Annotated in this window: 20 protein-coding genes; 10 read left to right on the top strand and 10 right to left on the bottom strand. The window is 49.5% G+C overall.

What is annotated here, in order from left to right; translation table 11 throughout:
- Positions 1–14: 14 nt before the first annotated feature.
- Positions 15–1,817: a universal stress protein gene (locus tag MTC_RS08590; RefSeq protein WP_014406305.1), complete on the bottom strand. Its 1,803-nt coding sequence runs from the start codon at positions 1,815–1,817 to the stop codon at positions 15–17.
- A 4-nt stretch (positions 1,818–1,821) separates the two neighbouring features.
- The gene (locus MTC_RS08585; protein ID WP_014406304.1) at positions 1,822–2,559 is read right to left on the bottom strand and encodes a mechanosensitive ion channel domain-containing protein; all 738 of its coding nucleotides are present in this window, start codon (positions 2,557–2,559) and stop codon (positions 1,822–1,824) included.
- A 131-nt stretch (positions 2,560–2,690) separates the two neighbouring features.
- Here MTC_RS08585 and MTC_RS08580 point away from each other — a divergent pair, with 131 nt between their 5' ends.
- Positions 2,691–4,490, top strand: a complete 1,800-nt coding sequence (locus MTC_RS08580; RefSeq protein WP_081476818.1) for a YgiQ family radical SAM protein — start codon at positions 2,691–2,693, stop codon at positions 4,488–4,490.
- On the opposite strand, the gene MTC_RS08575 is transcribed toward MTC_RS08580, so the two are convergent.
- Both MTC_RS08575 and xerA read right to left on the bottom strand, forming a co-directional pair.
- Entirely contained in the window at positions 4,487–5,011 is a 525-nt protein-coding gene (locus tag MTC_RS08575; protein WP_237705884.1) for a YkgJ family cysteine cluster protein, read from the bottom strand. The two genes, MTC_RS08580 and MTC_RS08575, sit on opposite strands and share 4 nt — an antisense overlap.
- A gap of 313 nt (positions 5,012–5,324) precedes the next feature.
- Positions 5,325–6,155: a site-specific tyrosine recombinase/integron integrase gene (gene xerA / locus MTC_RS08570; protein WP_014406301.1), complete on the bottom strand. Its 831-nt coding sequence runs from the start codon at positions 6,153–6,155 to the stop codon at positions 5,325–5,327.
- Positions 6,156–6,616: 461 nt separating this feature from the next.
- Between xerA and MTC_RS08565 the strand changes: the two genes are divergently transcribed.
- The 3 genes from MTC_RS08565 to MTC_RS08555 are packed head-to-tail and all read left to right on the top strand — an operon-like array spanning position 6,617 to position 8,957.
- Positions 6,617–7,348, top strand: a complete 732-nt coding sequence (locus MTC_RS08565) for a pentapeptide repeat-containing protein (protein ID WP_237705883.1) — start codon at positions 6,617–6,619, stop codon at positions 7,346–7,348.
- A gap of 30 nt (positions 7,349–7,378) precedes the next feature.
- Positions 7,379–8,554, top strand: coding sequence for an NAD(P)/FAD-dependent oxidoreductase (locus MTC_RS08560; RefSeq protein ID WP_014406299.1), 1,176 nt, complete (start codon positions 7,379–7,381; stop codon positions 8,552–8,554).
- Between the two features lie 52 nt (positions 8,555–8,606).
- Positions 8,607–8,957 (top strand): cupin domain-containing protein, encoded by a 351-nt coding sequence (locus tag MTC_RS08555; protein ID WP_014406298.1) that lies wholly within the window; start codon positions 8,607–8,609, stop codon positions 8,955–8,957.
- A gap of 33 nt (positions 8,958–8,990) precedes the next feature.
- On the opposite strand, the gene MTC_RS08550 is transcribed toward MTC_RS08555, so the two are convergent.
- Both MTC_RS08550 and MTC_RS08545 read right to left on the bottom strand, forming a co-directional pair.
- Positions 8,991–10,175 (bottom strand): alanyl-tRNA editing protein, encoded by a 1,185-nt coding sequence (locus MTC_RS08550; RefSeq protein WP_014406297.1) that lies wholly within the window; start codon positions 10,173–10,175, stop codon positions 8,991–8,993.
- A gap of 50 nt (positions 10,176–10,225) precedes the next feature.
- Entirely contained in the window at positions 10,226–10,984 is a 759-nt protein-coding gene (locus tag MTC_RS08545) for a hypothetical protein (RefSeq protein ID WP_014406296.1), read from the bottom strand.
- Between the two features lie 130 nt (positions 10,985–11,114).
- On the opposite strand from MTC_RS08545, the gene MTC_RS08540 reads away from it, so the two are divergent.
- The 4 genes from MTC_RS08540 to MTC_RS08525 are packed head-to-tail and all read left to right on the top strand — an operon-like array spanning position 11,115 to position 15,526.
- Positions 11,115–12,200 (top strand): FecCD family ABC transporter permease, encoded by a 1,086-nt coding sequence (locus MTC_RS08540; protein ID WP_048189242.1) that lies wholly within the window; start codon positions 11,115–11,117, stop codon positions 12,198–12,200.
- A gap of 3 nt (positions 12,201–12,203) precedes the next feature.
- Positions 12,204–13,442 (top strand): heme ABC transporter ATP-binding protein, encoded by a 1,239-nt coding sequence (locus tag MTC_RS08535; protein WP_014406294.1) that lies wholly within the window; start codon positions 12,204–12,206, stop codon positions 13,440–13,442.
- Positions 13,443–13,468: 26 nt separating this feature from the next.
- Positions 13,469–14,263, top strand: coding sequence for a TIM barrel protein (locus tag MTC_RS08530; RefSeq protein WP_014406293.1), 795 nt, complete (start codon positions 13,469–13,471; stop codon positions 14,261–14,263).
- A 51-nt stretch (positions 14,264–14,314) separates the two neighbouring features.
- Complete coding sequence (locus MTC_RS08525; protein WP_014406292.1) at positions 14,315–15,526, top strand: cation:proton antiporter; 1,212 nt, start codon at positions 14,315–14,317, stop codon at positions 15,524–15,526.
- Positions 15,527–15,537: 11 nt separating this feature from the next.
- Here the strand turns inward: MTC_RS08525 and MTC_RS08520 are convergent, their stop codons facing one another.
- The 3 genes from MTC_RS08520 to cbiM form a co-directional block, all read right to left on the bottom strand.
- A complete protein-coding gene (locus MTC_RS08520; protein WP_014406291.1) occupies positions 15,538–15,792 on the bottom strand; it encodes a hypothetical protein in 255 nt (84 codons plus the stop codon).
- Between the two features lie 174 nt (positions 15,793–15,966).
- The gene (locus tag MTC_RS08515) at positions 15,967–16,290 is read right to left on the bottom strand and encodes a PDGLE domain-containing protein (RefSeq protein ID WP_048189235.1); all 324 of its coding nucleotides are present in this window, start codon (positions 16,288–16,290) and stop codon (positions 15,967–15,969) included.
- Between the two features lie 9 nt (positions 16,291–16,299).
- Positions 16,300–17,019 carry a cobalt transporter CbiM gene (gene cbiM / locus MTC_RS08510; protein WP_048189232.1) on the bottom strand — a complete coding sequence of 240 codons (720 nt, stop codon included), beginning with the start codon at positions 17,017–17,019 and terminating at the stop codon, positions 16,300–16,302.
- Positions 17,020–17,262: 243 nt separating this feature from the next.
- Between cbiM and cbiQ the strand changes: the two genes are divergently transcribed.
- Both cbiQ and MTC_RS08500 read left to right on the top strand, forming a co-directional pair.
- Entirely contained in the window at positions 17,263–18,201 is a 939-nt protein-coding gene (gene cbiQ / locus MTC_RS08505) for a cobalt ECF transporter T component CbiQ (RefSeq protein WP_014406290.1), read from the top strand.
- Positions 18,202–18,209: 8 nt separating this feature from the next.
- On the top strand, positions 18,210–19,034 hold the full coding sequence (locus MTC_RS08500) for an energy-coupling factor ABC transporter ATP-binding protein (protein ID WP_014406289.1): 825 nt from the start codon (positions 18,210–18,212) through the stop codon (positions 19,032–19,034).
- Positions 19,035–19,036: 2 nt separating this feature from the next.
- On the opposite strand, the gene MTC_RS13485 is transcribed toward MTC_RS08500, so the two are convergent.
- Complete coding sequence (locus MTC_RS13485; RefSeq protein ID WP_014406288.1) at positions 19,037–19,825, bottom strand: vWA domain-containing protein; 789 nt, start codon at positions 19,823–19,825, stop codon at positions 19,037–19,039.

Genomic DNA, 19,825 nt, shown 5'->3' with positions numbered 1-19,825 from the left:
AAGCCCGTATCCCCTTAGCTTGTGGCAGGCGTCTGGGATACCAGTGTATTCCTCACGGTCAATATGGGGACGTTCACGCTTGCCCTTATCTGCTCGACGGTAGGCGACGTTTTGCCCTCTAGCTCGCCAAGGATTACCACCTGGACGTTGTGGGTATCAATATAATCGATAATCCCGGAGACAGCGTCGCGAGCCGCCTTAAACTCGATCTTAACGTCTATGCCCGTACCCTTCAGCCACTCCTCCAGGGTTTCCATTTCCCGCTTCTTTTCAATCGTCATCTCCTCCGTGAGGTCTTCCCATATGGGCATGATCATCGGAGTCTCGATGACGTGTAAAATGGTGACCCCACACTTATACTCTTTCGCGAGCTCGGCCGCGATATCTATGATGTGCCGCTCATGAGGCTTAAGCTTGAAGGCGATGAGGATTGTCGGCTCCTGCTTATCAATGCTTGTCACGCTGAGCGATTCTTTTTCCTGCACTAAAGGCTTCGAGTATCTGGCGTTCAAATAGTAGATGGCGATGCCCGCCGCCAGCCATGATACGCCCACGACGAACGTCATTGCCTGGGGGAGCACCACCGCGAAAAGCGAGAAAACGCATGCCACGAACCCGATGAGGCCAGTAAGCGGCAGCTTGTACTCGTTGTTGCGGAAATGGACGTGCATTACGAATGGGACCCGATACATCGAGTCATATTTGGCGTTTTTCAAGGCGATGAATGAAAGGTTAATTAAGATGTAGGCGATTAGCGCCCCGAAAGCGTAGATGCCAGCCAGCACATCGACCTTTATGAGCAACAATGGCATTGCGATGGCAGAAAAGATGAAGATGGTAAACCATGGCGTCTTGAACCTAGGATGTGTCCAGCTTAGCACGCGAGGCAGAAGGTTATTCCTGGATAGCGAATACATGACACGGGAAGCCCCTATAATGCCAGAATTTGCCGACACCACGCATACAAGGAAACCTGTTATGCCGGTCACAAGTACGAGGGCGTTGCCATACGTCGGTATCTCGGAAGCGAAGGCGACCAGGGCATTCTCCTTGTTATCTGCGAGCACCTTCCATCCCACCGAGCCTACGGATAGGACTGATATGAGCAGGCAAAAGATGACCACCAGCAAGATGACGACCTTTATTGCCGCGGGGATGGTGTGGCCTGGCCGCTTGGTTTCCTCTGCGGCCTGAGTAATCGACTCTATGCCGATAAAAGCTATCGAGCTCAATCCCACTGCATATGCAAAATTCGTCCAGCTGCTCTCCTGCGCAAATGCCTGCATCTGGGCGATAAGCCTGTCCGGGCTGAATATGAGCAGATATGCGAGGATGCTTATTACCAGTATTAAGAATGACGAGAATACCATTAGAACGTTGTTCAATAGGGCGCTCTCCGCTATCCCCAGCATGTTAAGGACCATCAGGCCCAGTATTACCATAGCCCCGACAAGGTACACGTACTGGATGTCAAGGTGTAATACCTGGTTCAGGTAAAACGAGCCGACGATTGAGAACAGCGCTATATCAAGCACGTATGCCAGTATCAGCCCCCATCCCGCGACGAAGCTCCAGAACCGGCCGAATGCCTTCCTCGCGAAAGTCGAAGCACCCCCTGCCACGGGGAAAGCCGAGCCCAGTTCCGCGTATGCCAGGGCCGTGCAAACGTAGAGTATGGCACCCACGACGAAGGCAACCGGCGTGAGGCCCGCCGCATAGGCCGCTATGACGCCAAGCGCTATGAAAATATCCGCTCCCACGTCTGCGAACCCCATCGCGAAAACGCTAAAAAAGTTCAGGTTTCTGTTCAGCTTCATGCTCTCAATCCGTAATAAACTCGCCTTTAACGATGTTTAGCGCCTTATGCAGGTTTGAGGTATCGTTCGATATCGACGCGGCATCCTCGAGGTTGATTGTCACGGCGAACCGCACTCCATCGGGCGTGGTGGAATGCATGATCTTCGCCCGCTTGTACCCGAATATGTCCAGCTCTTCTAGTATCCGATTGTACACTTTAGATATGTCCGCCTCTGACACCTTTAAAACGATGGCCTCCTGTAGCTTTATGTAGTCAGCCCTCGTGTAGTTTATGACTATAGACCTCGCTACCATCTGGTTTGGCACGCATACGACTGAGTTATCGTCCCTTCTTAGCATCGTATACAGGTTGCCGACCTTTAAGACCCTGCCCTTATGGTGCGCCACTTCTATGTAGTCGCCTATGCCGAATGCCTTCACCGAGAGCAGGCTTATCCTGGTGAAAAAATCCTTCAGGAAATCCTTGACCATGTATAGAATTACGCCGAGCAGCAAGGCGAACATGGCCACCAGCACTATGAGGTCCATCGACAGCACGAAGACGATGAGCGTGATGCTTATATAGGCTATAGATATCGAGAATATCGTGTGTATGGATTCCCTGCTATCCTCCGGGTATGATGCGAACAGGTTATTGATGACTGTGCCCAGAATATACCAGGCTATGAACGCCCCTAAAATTATGCCTAATATGTAAAGCGTCGTGGTTTCTACAGAGATGCCAAAGATGTCCAGGAGCATGTTTTAAATCCAATTCCCTTTAAGTAGATAACCTTTATGTTTTTACAGCATTTTAGCGCTTATATGATTTAAGGGTATTGTATCCGCTAATGTTTTTGTAGTTTGAGGGCGTCAATTATGATGAAAAAAGTATGCATGGCCGATTTTTGCCCATGTCCCGCGAAGAGATGAAAAGCCGGGGGTGGGAGCAATGCGATATCATCATAGTTTGCGGGGATGCGTATGTTGATCACCCCTCCTTCGGAAGCGCGTTGATAGGGCGCGTGCTCGAGGATGCTGGCTATAAAGTAGGAATGATTGCGCAGCCGATTAATAAGGAAGATTTTAGCGCTCTCGGCGAGCCAGGATTATGTTTTTGCGTGTCGTCGGGAAACGTGGACTCGATGGTCAATAACTATACGGCCAATAAGAGGATACGCTCTGAGGACGACTATAGCCCTGGAGGGCGCGGGGGCCGACGGCCTGACCGTGCCGTTATTGTATATTGTAATATGATAAGGGAGGCGTATAAGGATACGCCCATCATCATAGGTGGCATCGAGGCCAGCCTCAGAAGGTTTGCCCACTATGACTACTGGGACGATAAGGTAAGGCAGTCGATTCTCGCGGACGCGCCAGCTGACTTAATTACTTATGGCATGGCCGAAAAGCCACTGCTCGAGGTTGTAGGAAGGCTTAAAAAAGGCGAAAATATCCATGACATAAGGGGGGTCCGGGGGACTGTTATAAAGACGAAGAGCCTGGATATGGAAGGATACGTGGAAATACCAGACTTTAAAGCGGTATCTACTGATAAGATGGCATATGCCAGGGCGTTCAAGGCTTATTCGGATGAGCAGGATCCCTTTCATGGAAGGACGGTGGTACAGCGCCATCCCAAGACGATAATTGTCCAGTACCCGCCACCCATGCCCATGTCTACGGCCGAGCTAGACCATATATATGAGCTACCCTATACCAGGCGGCCCCATCCATCCTATAAGGAGGAGATACCGGCGCTAAAGACTGTCATGTTTTCCATAACCAGCCATCGTGGCTGCTTTGGGGGCTGCTCGTTCTGCGCAATCACAAATCATCAGGGGCGCATCGTGCAGAGCCGTAGCATAGAGTCTATCGTGAATGAGGCTAAAAAACTGGCGAGAATGCCTGAGTTCAAGGGGACTATTACGGATATAGGCGGCCCGACGGCAAACATGTATGCCATGGGGTGCGAGAAGCAATCAAAAGTCGGCGCGTGCAGGGATAAGCTATGCCTCTACCCTTCGCCCTGCCCTAGCCTTAAAAAGGACCATGGCAAGCTCATAGAGCTGTTAAAAGCCGTCCAGGCCGTGCCAGGCGTTAAGAACGTCTTCATAGGCTCTGGCATACGATATGACCTGGCCATGCAAGATGAAGGATACCTCTACCAGATATGTAAAAACAATATAAGCGGCCAGCTAAAGGTTGCTCCCGAGCATGTCTCCAGGGAGGTCACTGATGCCATGTGTAAGCCTTCGATTGAAACTTATAAAAAGTTCGTGGCCAGGTATAAGGAGATTAATAAGGAGCTTGGCAAGGAGCAGTATATCATCCCCTACTTCATATCGGGCCATCCAGGCTGCACGCTTAAGGATGCCATAGAGCTGGCCGAGTTCGTCCGGGACATGGGGTATTATGTAGAGCAGGTACAGGATTTCACCCCCACCCCTTCCACTCTTTCCACTTGTATTTATTATACAGGATTTAACCCGTATACGGGGAAAACAGTCTACGTGCCAAGAAGCATGGAAGAGCGAAGGATGCAAAGGGCACTACTCCAGTATAAAAACCCTGAAAATTACGACCTTGTCAAGAAAGCGCTAATAAAGGCAGGAAGGAAAGACCTCATAGGATATGGCCCGAAATGCCTGATACCGCCATCAAGGCCATACCACCACAAGAAAAAGGGCTAATTCTGTGCAATCTCGTTTCCAAAGAGCTTCCTAATGCCCTCGTGGCTCCGCTTGAATAATAAGATCCTATATATGAACGGCCTGGCCAGCCTAAATTTAAACGTGCCATGCTTACTGTAATAGATGGCCGTTATCATCATGGAGGCCATGTAAATCCTCCTTAAGCGCTCATCGCTCTCGGGTTTTGTGTGCTGTATCGCACAGGAAGACGGCATCCTCGCCCGCAAATGCTCCAGGCTCCCGAAAATCGTGGATGGCATATACTCGCACGCCGATGGCTTCACGAAATGCACCCTGCATATGTTATCATCGAGAAATTGGCATGCCTCGCCATACCTTTTTAAAAATGGCAGTGCCATCGTATTTTCGTCAATCGCCATCTCGACGCAGCACTCGGAGAAAAAGCCATCAGGGTCCATGCCCAGGAATTCGCTGAGCCTCAGGATATCGTCCAGGGCCAGGGGCACGTCTCTCCCTTTACAGCAGGCGCCACAGCGCTTGCATTCAAATCGGCCCTCCATTTTATTAAGCATTGACCCATTAGAGCGCATAAGCCACCATTTTAGAGATGGTTGCCACTCGCATCAACACTAATCTTGCCATCGGAAATTTCGGCTGAAGGCTCGTTTAGGGATTTTAAAACAGGTTTTATGGCTATTTACGATGATGGTGCCGTGGGGCCAAGAAGGCCCACGTGCTTCAGCCGTGGGGTGAATTGGCCCCTCGCAGTAGCCACGCCAATAACTATTTATATCCATATATCGTACATGGAACCGACAATAGCCGCATTGGGGCGGCAATGCGTTGGTTGCAAAGCCATAGAAGCCAACGAATTTATTCGTTGGAGCCGTCACCCATGGGATGAGTGTGTATGTACATATCTCTTAGCTCGTCCACGCTATAATGGGTATAAATCTGGGTCGTGTTAAGCGACGTGTGCCCAAGCAGCTTTTGTATTGCCACCACGTTGCCGCCGTTCTGGAGCATGTGCGTGGCGAAGCTGTGCCTTAGCTTGTGTGGCGTCACCTTCTTGTCGATCCCGGCCCTCTTTGCTATAGCCTTAATGCTCCTTTCCACGGTTCTTACGCTCAGGTCGAATAGCCTGTCATCATCCTTGAGGCCCTCGCAGTATTCCCTTAATTGTAGCCTAAGCGTATCGGGTATCAGTACAGCCCGCTCTTTCGCCCCTTTGCCGAATACCTTGATGGTGCCTCGCTCAAGGTCTACGTCCTGCTTCCTGATATTCACCAGCTCTGACACTCTTACCCCGGTTGCGTATAGCATCTTTACCATTAGGCCATCCCTTGGGGCTATGGCCGTTTTTATTAGCAGTGCCATCTCGTCCTGTGTCAAGTATATCGGGGCCTTTTTGTCTTTCTTGACCTGGCTTATCCCTTTTGCCGGGTTGGCTTTCACGTACTCATTCTCATTTAAAAAAGTGTAAAATGACTTTATTATGCTCATCACGTTTGACACGTATGCCTTTGATAGCCCTTTCTCGAACATCAGATGGTTGAGGTATCTTATTATTTCCTGCCTTGTTATGGATTCTGGCGGCTTGTTGCAGAACCGCTGGAAGCCATTGAGTATGTTCTTGTATTGCTTTATCGTGTTTTGGCTTAGCGATAGCCTTTTTTCATCGAGGAATACTTCTATATAGCCCATCTTGCCTCACTTATTATTGGGCACTTATATTATATGCCCTTTTCGGTCTTTTTATTTGCCTCGGATGTGTCGGTAAATATACATTTATCGACAGCTCGCCTGGATACTACGGCCTTATCACTAAAATTATGGACAATTAAAAATAAATGGCATTTTATGTCATTTTTGTGTAATAAAGTTTTAATTTTACAAAGATAGGTACAATATAATATCTACAATGTATTGTATATATTTTTAATAGACTTCCCGATAAAATAACGTAGGTTAAATCAACAGAAAGAAAAATATTAAAAATAATTAAATAAAATCGTAAATATATCAAAAGTTAACATTTTATATTATTACTAGTTATTAAAAAATAAATAAATGTCCAATAATTTATTGCACAATCCTAAAATATATTGCCCATTAAAAATAAGGGACAAATCTTTATCTTATGGCATAGCTAATGATATTATGAATTGACCAATCCAGGCACAAAAGCAGGCATCCATATGCTATCAGACGCAGAGATCAAAAAAACAAAATACCTTCTAAACCTAAGGGAAACTTATTATAACGAAGGCATGCGAAACCTCGATTTCTCTGGCGTCGACCTGTCAGGCGCAGATCTCCACGGGATGCAAATAATAAATACAAAATTCGACAAGACAATACTCGATAACGTCAACTTTTATGATTCACAGCTAGTCGGGTGTAGCTTTAAAGGAGCAAGCTTAAGGAGGGCAATACTCAGAAAGGCAGATATAATAGACAGCAGCTTTATCGATGCAATGCTATCCCAGGCAGACATGAGCGAAGCAAAGCTCTACAAGTCCTCTATATCAGGCTGCGACATGCACCTCATCAAGCTTATCAATGCAAAAGTGATCAGTTGTTCATTTAAAAATACAACGATGCTGAGCTCAAACCTCTCAGGTATATGCATATCCGGGTCAACGTATGAAGAATGCGACATGCAACACATGAACGCTGAAAAATCGTTCATAACAAACACGGCCTTTAAAGGCTCAAAGCTAAATCATACGTCATTAAACAATGCCCTATTCTACGATAACAGGCTTGAAAACGTAAGCACGAATAACATGCTGCTTGTCGAGACGAAAATGGATGTAAGCCTGGACATGTTTAGCAAGGCGCGAACTGTGGATGTGAAGAACATATCTAAAAGTTTTGAGGAATGCTTGAACTAAATTAATACATGAATGAACGCTTGATGACTGATGAGAAGCGAATATGATGTCATAGTAGTTGGGGCGGGGCCGGCAGGCTCGACGGCAGCAACTGAGGCTGCAAGGCACGGGCTGGACGTACTTCTCATTGAAAAGAGGCAAGAAATAGGGGAGCCAGTCAGGTGTGCCGAAGGCCTCTTTAAAGATGGACTGGAGGATTTCATAAGCTATGACCCAAAATGGGTTTGCGCCGAGATCAGGGGGGCGCGAATATATGCGCCTGATGGTAGCGTATTATGCTTTTCACAGCAGGGCGATGAGGCTGCCGGATATGTGCTCGAGAGAAAGCTGTTTGACCGTGCACTCGTAAAGCAGGCGGCCGAGGCGGGCTCGGAGGTGTACGTAAAAACGCAGGCAACAGGGCTCATCATAGAGGACGGCATAGTAAAAGGCATAAAAGGCATAAGCAATGGAAAAGGGTTCTATGCCCGCTCCAAGATCGTCATAGGGGCGGATGGCGTCGAGTCAAAAGTGGGCAGGTGGGCGGGCTTGATTGGACCGATTAGGCTGGTTGATATCGAGTCGTGCGCCGAATTTATGATAAGCGACGTAGACGTTGACCCGGGATGCCTGGAGCTCTATTTTGGAAACGAGGTCTCGCCTGGCGGGTACGCCTGGGTGTTCCCGAAAGGCAATAAAGAGGCTAACGTGGGCCTGGGCATACTGGGAAGCCGCTTTAACGGCGTGCGCCCCATCCAGTACCTAAAAAAGTTCGTAGATAAGCGATTTCCTGGCTGTGACGTGGTGCAGGCGATAGCCGGGGCCGTGCCGGTATGCGATGTGCGTCATCGTATCTCGACAGGAGGCCTAATGCTGGCAGGCGACGGCGCAAGGCTAGTAGATCCTTTGCTGGGGGCCGGCATCATGAATGCGATGATTAGCGGGCGAATGGCGGGCAATGTTGCGGCGCAGGCGATAAAAAGCGGCGACGTTTCATCTCAGGCTTTACAAAAGTACGATGTCCAGATAAGGCAGGGCATTGGCAAGGCTATCAGGCGTAATTACAAAATTAAGCAATTCGTGGTAAAGGCCACTGATAGTCAAATGAACAAATTGTTGCGTTCGCTACAAAAAATGGACATTGAGAGCGTCCCGGTTTCTAAGATATATAGGACGGTGACAACTTCAGGGCTTCCGGCCATTAAAATCATTAAGGCATTTTTATGAGCTAGCGATTATCTTTTTAGCTAAGGCTGCATTATATTAATTTTTGATAACTATGGCTGTGAAAAAAGTATCGGGAAAGGAGAGCTTATTGGGTAAGGCGTTAAGGCTAGGCGAGCTGGTAGGCTACCAGGAAGGCTCGGTGGTCAGCCGTGAGGTCATCAATAAGAAAACGGGGACGGTGACGATATTTGCTTTTGATGAAGGGGAGGGGCTAAGCACGCATTCGGCCCCCTTCGACGCCATGCTATACGTCGTGGAGGGGGAAGCCGAGGTTACCATAGACGATAATCCTAGCAAGCTGAAGGCGGGCGACTTCATAATAATGCCAGCTAACCATCCGCACGCCGTTAAAGCTTTGAAAAAGTTCAAGATGCTCCTCATAATGATAAGGTCAAAGGAATAATACTAAGTTTGAGCCTTTTTTTATATATTTTATTTAAGTAATGCCTTTCTTCGAGAGCTCATCCCGCAAGAACGCGCTGAACCTTTCCATGTCATCGAGCGCGTTGAAGCCCCCGTTCGCCCAATTATCCTTACCCCCGCCCTTTCCTTTAAATGCTGGTAGATGTTCCTTCAGGGTCTGGCCGCAATTGATGCCGAACTTGCCGCTATGCGCAAAAAGAAGCCTTTTATCGGGTATTGACCCCAATATGACTATGAAATCACCCGACTCAATGATATATTTGGCCAGAATGATTATATCCGCGAAACTTTTGTCTGAATAGGCTTTTTCTATTATCCTAGATTTTGATGAGCTTGCCAGCCCGGTTGCCTCGGCCCTGAGCGCCCTGTCCTTCATTTCCGCCAGCTCTTTTTGCACGTTTTTAAGCTGGGAAAAGGCCGCCTCGGCTTTTGCGAGCACATCGCTCTCGGACATGCGGTAGAGCCGCACCAGGCCGGTGACTATATCCTGCTTAAGCTGATAGTCCTTAAGGGCACGCTTACCACACTTAAAATAAACCCTTGTCTCGTTTCCCCGTTTTTCAGTTTTAACTATCTTGACGATACCTATCTCCCCGGTTCTTTTTACGTGAGTGCCACAGCATGGCGACCTGTCAATCGAGGTTATCTCGACTATGCGCACTTTCCCTTCTTTTGGCGGCGCCTTCCGCAGCTCAATCTTGCTTGCCTCCTCCGCAGTAACGCAATGGATCACGACTGGGAGGTCACGATAGATATATTCGTTAGCCATGTCCTCCACAGCGATGAGCATTTCCCCGGACATCTCGGGCAGCTCTACGTCTATGGAGAGCTCATCTTCGCCCATGTGCAGGCTCGAAGTCTTACACCCGTATAGTCGATAGAGCACGGCTGATAAGAGGTGCTGTCCCGTGTGCTGCTGCATGAGGTCGAACCTCCTCGAAAAATCCAGACGACATGCAACAGCCTTTTTTTCAATTGGCTTGCCGAGGACGTGATAAATGTGGCCATCCTGCTCGTATACATCCTCAACAGCCAGGCCATCAATCGTCCCCCTATCTGACGGCTGGCCTCCACCCCCAGGGTAAAAGGCAGTCCTGGATAAAACAACATGATACCTACCGCCTTTTTCAACGATACTCTCGACCTCTGCCTGCCATTCTTCCAGATATGGGGAATCACAGTATAGCCGCTGCTCCATATTGCCACCTTGACGCATATAATGCCTCAAAGGATATTGACTTTATCCTCCTAGCTACAGGGCCGATCATGCAGGTACTCTTCGTAGCATCTTCTCACATGCGCATATCTGGCTTTTTTGGGGATGACGTCTAAAAAGCTCTCACCAAAGTAACGCTCCATCTGCATTATCTTCAAGAGCTCACGCTCGAGCGTCACGTTTGTCCTGGCCTGCTCCCTTACGTCCATCTCTAACTCTTTTATCAAGCAGCCAGACTTTATTAGCTGCGCCGTGGCCACTATATCCCCAATCCATGAGGGCACGGCCTCAAGGTCAAGACATGAGATGGCTTTATGGGAGAGCAGCATGATGGCGCCAGGCTGAGGGTCTATTAGGGCATTTGGACAGGCGGACCTAAACAGCATGTTCTCACATTCTTCCATGAGCACCCTGTCGATACACGTATCAGAAAAGAATAGGGGCTTTTTCCTGCGTATCGGCATCACGGCATCACATTCGCCAGCATTATCGTATGCTCGCCTTAGCTCTGAGAATATGAACTGCTCGTCCCCATCGCACAATATAAGCTCGCTGGCTCCGTAATCCTGGGCGTATTTTACTAGAAGGTGCCAGGGATAGGTGAAGCCCCGAGGCTTCTCGCCATAATAGAAAACCTCACTACAAGCATCCAAAACCGTCGATGATGGCTCGTCTCCACAAACCGCCAGGATTACGCTAAACTCTGGAAAGAGGCGATGGGCATCCTTTATCTGTGATAGCAAGACGTCTTCATCCTTTTTTATCAAAGCCCTAAAGCCAATAAGCCTCATAGCATACATCAGTCATTAATCAAGGTATTTTTATTTTCTCGTTAGCATTTGAATGGCAACGGTTATATTTATAGAGAACATCATAAAGTAAATTTGTTAATGGTAAAGTTTACTTAAGTATGGTGTGGCCATGGATAAAAAAATGCTCAGGTGGGCTTTGATAATATCATCGCTTACGCTTGCCCTACTAGTCGTAGCCATAGTGGCGACAGCGGTAGGGCCAGCGAACATCAGCGTGGACAGGGTTGCGCTCATAATCATATCAGACTTGACGTCAAAAATACCTTTACTTAATCAGGTACAGATCACGAAAACATGGACTGACGGTGAGGCAGGCATAATATTACTGGTAAGGCTGCCCCGTGTCATCCTAGGACTGCTTGTTGGCGCGACGCTGGCAGTCGCAGGGGTTGCAGCACAGGCCATCTTTAAGAACCCGATGGCTGACCCATACATTCTAGGAGTGTCGTCCGGCGCGGCGTTTGGCGCCGCTACAATCATTACATTTGGCATATATGGGCTGTCATTGTCAATACCTTTAGGTATATTGACCGTAAAGCTTGGGGCCATTCAGCTAGGCGCGCTGGCCGGGGGGCTACTCGCAGCCTTCCTGGTCTTCAACATAGCCCGCACAGGAACAAAACTACCCGTAGAGACCGTCCTGCTATCGGGCATCGCTGTCTCGGCATTCTTCTCGGCGGTCACGTCCTTTTTAATGTACATAGGAGGCCACTCGCTAAGCCAGGTCATATACTGGGTCATGGGAGCGCTGTGGAGCGCAGACTGGGACGGGATATGGCTCATGCTCCCGCTTGCGTTAATCGGAAGCTTCATAATATTCGCATTTTCCAGGGACCTTAACCTGATATTGCTTGGAGATGAGGCGGCGACGCACCTGGGGACTAACGTAACCGTGCTCAAGGCAGGCATACTGGCGCTGGCGGCAGTCATCACGGCTGCCGCCGTCTCAGTTAGCGGCATCATAGGCTTCGTTGGCCTCGTGATACCCCACATCATGCGGCTCATCGTTGGACCCGACCACAGGATATTGATACCATCCTCAATACTGGCTGGCGCCATGTTCCTGACAGTGGCCGACACGTTCTCCCGCATGATCATCCAGCCCACCGAGATACCCGTGGGCATAATCACGGCGCTCGTAGGCGCGCCATTCTTCGTCTTCCTGCTCTCCAAAAAGAAAAAGGAGGCCGCTTGAGGCATGCTTGACGTAGAAAGAATATCGGTAGACTATGGCACGTCTAGAGTATTAAAGGACATAACCTTTAGCGTGGAGAAGGGCGAATGCATAGGCATAATAGGCCCTAACGGCTCTGGTAAGTCCACGCTTCTGAAGGCTTTGAGCAAGATATTAAAGCCAACATCGGGCAGGGTCGTCGTGTGCGGCAGGGGCCTGGAGCGCTACTCCGTAAAAGAGCTGGCCAGGTATATGGCAGTTGTCCCCCAGGAGACCGGAATCGAATTTGACTTTACCTGTTTAGAGATCGTCATGATGGGCAGAAACCCCCATATGGGGAGGTTTGAGGTGGAGGGCAAGAAAGACATGGATATTGCGAGGGAGGCCATGAGGCTGACGAATACGTGGCACCTTCGTGACCGTCCATTCTCCGGGATTAGCGGTGGTGAGCGGCAGCGAGTCATAATAGCCCGTGCGCTTGCACAGGAGCCTTCGGTCCTGCTCATGGATGAGCCAGTCTCCCACCTTGACATAAACTACCAGATAGAGATACTCGACCTCGTGGAGCGCCTGAAAGCCGAGCGCAGCATGGTCGTCATAGTCGTCTTTCATGACCTGAACCTTGCGGCCAGGTATTGCGATCGTTTGATTTTGTTGAGCGATAGCAGGATTCTGGCCGCAGGGAAGCCTGACGAGGTCCTTACGCAAGAGCACATTCGTGAGGCTTTTCACGCTAATGTCGCGGTAAGGAAGCATCCATTGACGGGGTACTTATATGTTACGCCATTAAACTCTTGCGGGGCAGCCGAGCCGTCTAATGGCAAGACCATACACATTATATGCGGCGCCGGCACTGGCACGAGGCTCATGTACCTGCTGCGCTCAAAAGGCTACAACGTTACCGCCGGCGTGCTTAACGTGCTCGACTCTGACCACGATACGGCGGCCCATCTTAACATAAGGACCATTAGCGAGGCGCCGTTTTCGCCCATCACGCCCGAATCATATGGACAGCTCATTGAAACGATAAAAAAGGCAGACGCAGTCGTGATCGCCGATGTGCCCATCGGGTGGGGTAACCTTAAGAACCTGCAGGCTGTTATCGAGGCAAAGCCTGGAGCCCTCTACATAATGGAAAATGATAAAGAAAAAAGGGATTACACGAATGGCGAGGCCACCAGAATCCTTGAAACTCTAAAGGCGTCCGGCGCCATAACAGTTAAAGGCGCGGATGAATTGATGAAGGCGCTGGGTACTTTTTAATATTATAATGGATTAATGGGCTTATCATGATAAGGATAGGCATAGCAGGCATCCCCTACCATACAAAAGGGGAGGGAACGGAGGCGGGGCTGCGGTATCTCCATGATGCCGGGCTTGACGCAATGGAGGTCCAGTTTGTCAGGAATGTGTACATGACGCCTAAAAGCGCCAGCAAAAGTGCAGTCATCGCCAGGGAGTGCGGCCTCGCGCTATCCATTCACGCCCCTTACTACATCAATTTGACAAGTAAGAGTAAGGCCACCCAGGAAAAGAGCAAGGTATGGCTCGAAAAGTCTCTAAGGATAGCGGATAGCCTGGAAGCCAATATCGTCGTCTGCCACCCTGCAAGGGAAAAAGAGCCTGGCATGCTAAAACAGCACCTGCTCGAGCTCAGCGACATGAGAAAAAAAGAGGGCATCAAAGCCCTGATAGGCCTTGAGACGACGGGCGACGCTCCCGAGCTTGGCAGCGTGGAGGACTACCTCGACCTTCTGAAAGACGTGCCGGGCACGGACATAGTGATAGACTGGTCCCACCTCCACGCGCGAACCAATGGGTCCATAAAGGGCATAGAGGACTACGAAGCTATATTTAATATGCTCAAGCCAATAAAAAGGGACGATTTTCACATGCACTTCTCAAATGTGGAATACAAGGACGGCCGCGAGGTGCGTCACCTGCCCCTTGATAGTGAACCCCCCTTCGAGCCGCTCGCAAAAATACTTAAGGAAAAAAACATCAACGCTACCATAATATGCGAGTCGCCCATCCTCGAGGATGACGCCCTAAAGATGAAAAAAGCGATAAGCAGGCTTCACTGATAAATTTAAATAGAAACATGCTCTTTTTAAAGGTATACAGGGGCCGATGGATTGAGCGTAGCCAATATACTATTTGAGCTACTATTGATGCTGCTTTTAGGCAAAATCCTGGGCGACATCGTCAAGAGAATGGGCTTCTCGCCGCTCATAGGGCAGATAGTCGCCGGGATAATCCTTGGCCCTATGGCGCTGAGGCTGGTCGGCCTTTCGTGGGAGCTGGACGAGCTCTCGAACCTCGGCGTACTCTTCATGATGTTCCTCATGGGCCTCTCGGTGGATTTTGAAAAGCTCATGAGAGAGAGCGTGTATAAGGCTTCATTTATATCATTATGCGGCGGCCTGCTCACTTTCTTATCTGCGATGACGATCACCGTATTGCTAGGCTTCGAGCTAAACACGGCCATACTCGTGGGCATCTCTTTTATATCCACCTCTACTGCAATAGGCTTCATGGTGCTCAACGAGCTGGGCGATAACTATAGCAAGGTGTATAAGACGATAATGACGGTGGGCACCACCGACGATATCTTTGCAATGCTGGCATTCGCCCTGTTTAACTCATACATGATTGGCGGCGGGATAGACGTTAAATCGGCATTCGTGCTCTTTCTATGTGCGCTGGGGTTTATAATATTCGTGCTATGGTTTGGCAGGTCCATTTCGGAAAGGCTGATAAGCTGGACCGTGAAGTCTTCCAGCGAGATATCGGTCATAACCGTGGCTCTCATCATAATGTTCATGGTGGCATACCTGGGCGAGAACATAAAGGTGGCGGCGGTAACCGGCGCCTTCCTGGCCGGCACAATCCTCGCCCGCTCGCCCTTCTCCTATAAGATAATCACCCCGAAGATAGAGGCGATAAGCGAGGGCTTCTTCATCCCCCTTTTCTTCGTCTACACCGGAGTTCGCATCAACATAGACCAGATGTTTAAGTCCACGCCTCTCAACCTTTATGCGGTGAGCATACCCATCGACGTCTTCCTGTTCTTAGGATTAATCATGGCGGTGATGGCCAGCAAGTACGTCTCGACTTTCGGGGCGGCATGGCTCATGGGCGGCTACCGCCGGGATGAGATGCATAAAATGGGCCTGGCCATGACGCCAATGGGCGAATACACGCTGGTCATCGGCCTCATCGGCGTGACCACGCTGGGCGCGATACTCCCTGGAATGGAGTCCGTATACTCGGTGCTAGCCCTTATCGTGCTATTCACGTCCATCCTTACGCCTATAATGCTTAAGAAGGCATATGAGAGCCAATAAAAGCCTGACAGCTATTTTTCCTTTTCTAATGCGGCTTTGCCGCGGGCTATCAGCTCACGTACCTTTTGTCCGCCTTTTTTTCCTATTTCCTCGTAGAATCCCTCGCCATACCGCTGCTTGGTCGTGGTGCCGCCCTTCTTTCCGCCGATCTTGCCGCCCTTTTTGCCGATCTCCTCGTAAAACCCTTCGCCATAGCGCTCCTTCGTGGTGGACCCGCCCTTCTGCCCAGCCTCCCTGACCGTCATTTCTGCCTTTTTCTCTGCCATCGAAACACCCCACTCTATGCCATACTATCCCTAAAATTTTATTCTTTTTTAATGTTACTCGGTTAAAGCGCGTTAATAATAGCCAATTGGGAGGATTAATGCGTATATGGGATATTGGGTTCTACCTGTCTAAGAGAAATTTTCAATTATAATCTAAAAAAATAAAAAAGGTGGTCATTCGGTCTTATCAGAGGCCATGAGCTTGCCTATCAGGTATAGCGCTCCAAGGCTTAAGCCGCCACCTATTATGGCCGTTATGATATAGCCGACTGCGCTCTCGGCAAAAGAGTTCTCAAGGCCGGGCACCGTGTAGTCTGGCATGGGCGCGCTCCAGAGCGATGAGAGGCTTTCGATGCCTGGGGGCACGTAGCCGAGCTTTTCCTTTAGCTCCTCGTTGCCCCACTCCCCAAAAGTCTCGCCCGTCGCTAAAAGCCCCAGCGGGGTCAGGACGACCAGTATTGCCATCGCTATCAATATGGTTTTAAGGTTCTTGTCCACGCTCTCACCTCAAATTGCCGTCGGCTGCGTTTTTTGGCCTGCCGACGATTTTACCTTTTTCTCTTCGAGAAGCGAAGGGTCTGATTTTTGTATGTATAGTAATATTATTCCAGTCATTATTCCTTCGAGGATGCTGAAGAAGAGCATATGCTCGGACAGCATGGCCGGGAGCGCCACGTTCAAGCCGTAGGGCATGTATGGGAACTCCCCGTTGACCGCTGGATGGAGGATAGGCTGGATACCGAACTCAAAGCCCGTGAACCCTGCTGCCAGCGTTAACGATATGTAGCCCGCGATGACCGCTGCGGCGACCCTGCGCATTGACGTCACTTCTGATTTGCCGCTGATCAGCTTATAGATTATGTAGGCCGAGAACGGCATTACGAACGCCATGTTGAAGCAGTTGGCCCCTATGGCCGTAACCCCGCCGTCGGCGAACAGGAGCGCCTGTATTATCAGGGCGACCGATATTGAGACCACCGCTGCCCATGGCCCCAGTATTATGCCAATGATCGCGCCCCCCACCATGTGTCCCGTGCTGCCGCCGGGTATTGGCATGTTGAACATCATGATTACGAATGAAAATGCCGCCGATATCGCCAGTAGCGGCACCTGTTTTGACCTTAAGTCTTTTCTCACCCTGTACCCCGCATAAAGCCATATCGGGACCATTATTAAGAACAATGCAATATAGGTATATGGACCTAGATATCCTTCTGGTATGTGCAAGATATCACCAAAGCATAATAAGAGCTTAAGTTATAAAAATTTATCCATTAGTAACACGATTATATACGCATCTAATTTTTGATTATAATAAATCATAAAAATTTTAGCATTGTATTAAATATTTAATTCATCGGGCATTATCAAAACATTTTTACGCCATCAAGGATAATACAAAAGCAGGAATGTTTATTACACATCATATAGGGGTTATTATTAGGAAGCCCCTGGCTATAGGTAAGCCTTATGATCCCTGAATGGATGAAAGAGGCCGAAATAGGCCCATGCCCGCCCAATGCCACGGCATCTAAGAGAAAAAACTTCGTCCAGAAGACGCTGAGCGGAATCTTCAGCTTCCTGGAGGATGCGGTCACCTCTGAGGCTATTAGCAGGAAGAAGGGGCTGTTGCAAAGCCTGGACCCCCGCGTTAAGCTAATATCTATTATAGCCTTGATAGTGGCGCTGAGCCTTACCCATGAGCTATGGGTATTGGTGGCAGTATACATGCTGACCTTTCTTTTCGCTTATTTGAGCAGGATAGGTTTGTGGCTATTCGTGAAACGTGTGTGGTTTTTTATACCCATTTTTACGGGCATTATCGTGTTTCCGATGATTTTTAACGTGTTTTTTCCGGGAGACAGCCTGGTGACGCTGGCCGTGCTGGGGGAGGGAGCAAAGCTGGGCCCATTTTTGCTGCCAGAGACGGTCTCCATTACGAGGCAGGGGCTGATAAGCGCGACGATTTTCACCCTCAGGGTCGCCACCTGTGTATCGGCAACCGTATTGCTATTCCTCACCACTCCGAGGGACGTGCTCTTCAAGTCATTAAAGACGATTGGCGTCCCAAAGGTATACGTGTTGACGCTAGACATGTGCTACAGATACATCTTTCTCTTCATTGATATGGTCAAGTCATTCTATATGTCTAAAAAGAGCCGCTCAATCAGAAGCCTGCCTTTGCTAGATGAGCAAAAATGGGTTGGCGGGCGAATAGGATACACGCTCATAAAGTCTCTTGACATGGGCGAGAAGGTACACGGAGCAATGGTTTCAAGGGGCTTCAATGGAGATGTAAAGATAATGGAAGATTTCAAGATGAAACCGAGGGACTATACGGCACTAGCCAGCGCACTGGCGTTTAGCCTTTTGCTCATACTTATCGCTCAAAAGCTCATAACGCTATAGGTTTTACCATGGACGCGATATTTGATTTACAGAACGTTTCTTATAGATATCTTGGAAAGTTCGTGGCGCTGAAGAACGTCACGCTCAAGTTTAACGCCGGGGAGCAGGTGGCCATAATGGGCGCCAACGGGAGCGGCAAGTCCACCCTTCTCTCCATCCTGGATGGCCTTTTGTATCCTACGGAAGGCGAGTTCTACGCTTTTGGAAATAGGGTGACCGAGGAGACATTTGACTCTCTGGAAGACAATGAGATGTGCCGCTATTTTAGAAGAAAGGTGGGGTTCGTTTTTCAGAATAGTGACGTGCAGCTGTTTTGCTCTACCGTATATGATGAGGTCGCCTTCGGCCCGCTTCAGCTCAACCTTCCGAAGGATGAGGTTAAAAAACGGGTTGAGGATGTAATGGAAATGGTTGGCATATCAGGGTTGAGGGACCGGGCGCCTCACACGCTGAGCGGCGGTGAGAAGAAGAAGGTATGCCTGGCCTCGGTGCTCTCGGTAAACCCGGATGTCCTTCTTCTGGACGAGCCCACCGCTGGCCTCGACCCCAGGAGCCAGCTATGGCTCATCGAAATGCTGCAGGAGCTTGCGAAGGCGGGAAAGACCATCATAACCGCCACCCACGATTTAGACATAATAGAGCAGATAAGCACGCGGGCCATAGTGATAGGGGAAGACCACACGGTAAAGGTGGACACAGACTCCCACAAGGTCATGAACGACCTGGAGCTTTTAATGTCGACGAACCTCATCCACAGGCACATGCATCGGCACGGCAACCTTGTGCACCAGCATCTTCATTCACACGATAAGGAGCATCGCCACGAGCATTAAAGTCACATCTCGCCAACGCCCCTGACAATGGCGTCGGCGTCCAGCTCTTCCAGCTTGACGTACTTTGCACCCATCGCCTCGGATATCCGCTTGGCCAGCCCAAAGCTAAGGAAATTCTTCTCAGAATCGATTACAAGCGACTTTATGTGACCTTCTCTATAGAGGGATGCGGCCTCTACCGCCTCTTCCACCGGCTTTCCTCCCCTCATACTAACGTTGGCCTTTCCATCAGATATCAGCACGGCTATTGGCATGATGCACTTATCCTTGAGCATCTCCTTCTTGATGACGTCGAGTCCCATCGTAAGGCCATGCACCAGAGGGGTCTTGCCGCCCACTGGAAGCTCTTCTGTATATTTCCGGGCCAGCTCGACGCTCTGAGTAGGCGGAAGAAGTAGTTCGGCCCTATCGCCCTTGAACACGATAAGGCCCACCTTATCCCGCTTCTGGTAAGCGTCCATCAGCAGCGTGAGAATGGCTCCCTTGACGGCAGTCATCCTCGCCTCCGCGCCCATGCTACCACTTGCATCAACGATAAAAACTATGGTATTGCCAATCTTCCGCTCCCTCACCTTTTGCCTTAAGTCCTGCGCCTCAATCTTTATCGCCAGGCAGCCCTCGCGGTTTTTCTGGTAAGGCGCAGCCGCCCTGAGCGTGGCATCTATAGCTAGATCGGTGACTTCACCCTGCGGAATTATGCTTCTAATGTATTTGCCGTCTCTCGACGTGGTGACGCTCCTTCTGCCCTGGCCATCCCTCACCTTAGAGTCCTTTTCGATGAGGGATTTCAT

Source organism: Methanocella conradii HZ254, assembly GCF_000251105.1.
GTDB lineage: Archaea > Halobacteriota > Methanocellia > Methanocellales > Methanocellaceae > Methanocella > Methanocella conradii.
Note: the sequence above shows the minus strand (reverse complement) of the source record. Positions and strands in the feature narration are given on the sequence as shown.

Bases quoted from the DNA above. Each gene is read 5' to 3' on its own strand.
- MTC_RS08590 (WP_014406305.1), bottom strand. From the start codon at position 1,817: ATGAAGCTGAACAGAAACCTGAACTTTTTTAGCGTTTTCGCGATGGGG.
- MTC_RS08585 (WP_014406304.1), bottom strand. From the start codon at position 2,559: ATGCTCCTGGACATCTTTGGCATCTCTGTAGAAACCACGACGCTTTAC.
- MTC_RS08580 (WP_081476818.1), top strand. From the start codon at position 2,691: ATGCATGGCCGATTTTTGCCCATGTCCCGCGAAGAGATGAAAAGCCGG.
- MTC_RS08575 (WP_237705884.1), bottom strand. From the start codon at position 5,011: ATGGAGGGCCGATTTGAATGCAAGCGCTGTGGCGCCTGCTGTAAAGGG.
- xerA (WP_014406301.1), bottom strand. From the start codon at position 6,155: ATGGGCTATATAGAAGTATTCCTCGATGAAAAAAGGCTATCGCTAAGC.
- MTC_RS08560 (WP_014406299.1), top strand. From the start codon at position 7,379: ATGAGAAGCGAATATGATGTCATAGTAGTTGGGGCGGGGCCGGCAGGC.
- MTC_RS08555 (WP_014406298.1), top strand. From the start codon at position 8,607: ATGGCTGTGAAAAAAGTATCGGGAAAGGAGAGCTTATTGGGTAAGGCG.
- MTC_RS08550 (WP_014406297.1), bottom strand. From the start codon at position 10,175: ATGGAGCAGCGGCTATACTGTGATTCCCCATATCTGGAAGAATGGCAG.
- MTC_RS08545 (WP_014406296.1), bottom strand. From the start codon at position 10,984: ATGAGGCTTATTGGCTTTAGGGCTTTGATAAAAAAGGATGAAGACGTC.
- MTC_RS08540 (WP_048189242.1), top strand. From the start codon at position 11,115: ATGGATAAAAAAATGCTCAGGTGGGCTTTGATAATATCATCGCTTACG.
- MTC_RS08535 (WP_014406294.1), top strand. From the start codon at position 12,204: ATGCTTGACGTAGAAAGAATATCGGTAGACTATGGCACGTCTAGAGTA.
- MTC_RS08530 (WP_014406293.1), top strand. From the start codon at position 13,469: ATGATAAGGATAGGCATAGCAGGCATCCCCTACCATACAAAAGGGGAG.
- MTC_RS08520 (WP_014406291.1), bottom strand. From the start codon at position 15,792: ATGGCAGAGAAAAAGGCAGAAATGACGGTCAGGGAGGCTGGGCAGAAG.
- cbiQ (WP_014406290.1), top strand. From the start codon at position 17,263: ATGATCCCTGAATGGATGAAAGAGGCCGAAATAGGCCCATGCCCGCCC.
- MTC_RS08500 (WP_014406289.1), top strand. From the start codon at position 18,210: ATGGACGCGATATTTGATTTACAGAACGTTTCTTATAGATATCTTGGA.
- MTC_RS13485 (WP_014406288.1), bottom strand. From the start codon at position 19,825: ATGAAATCCCTCATCGAAAAGGACTCTAAGGTGAGGGATGGCCAGGGC.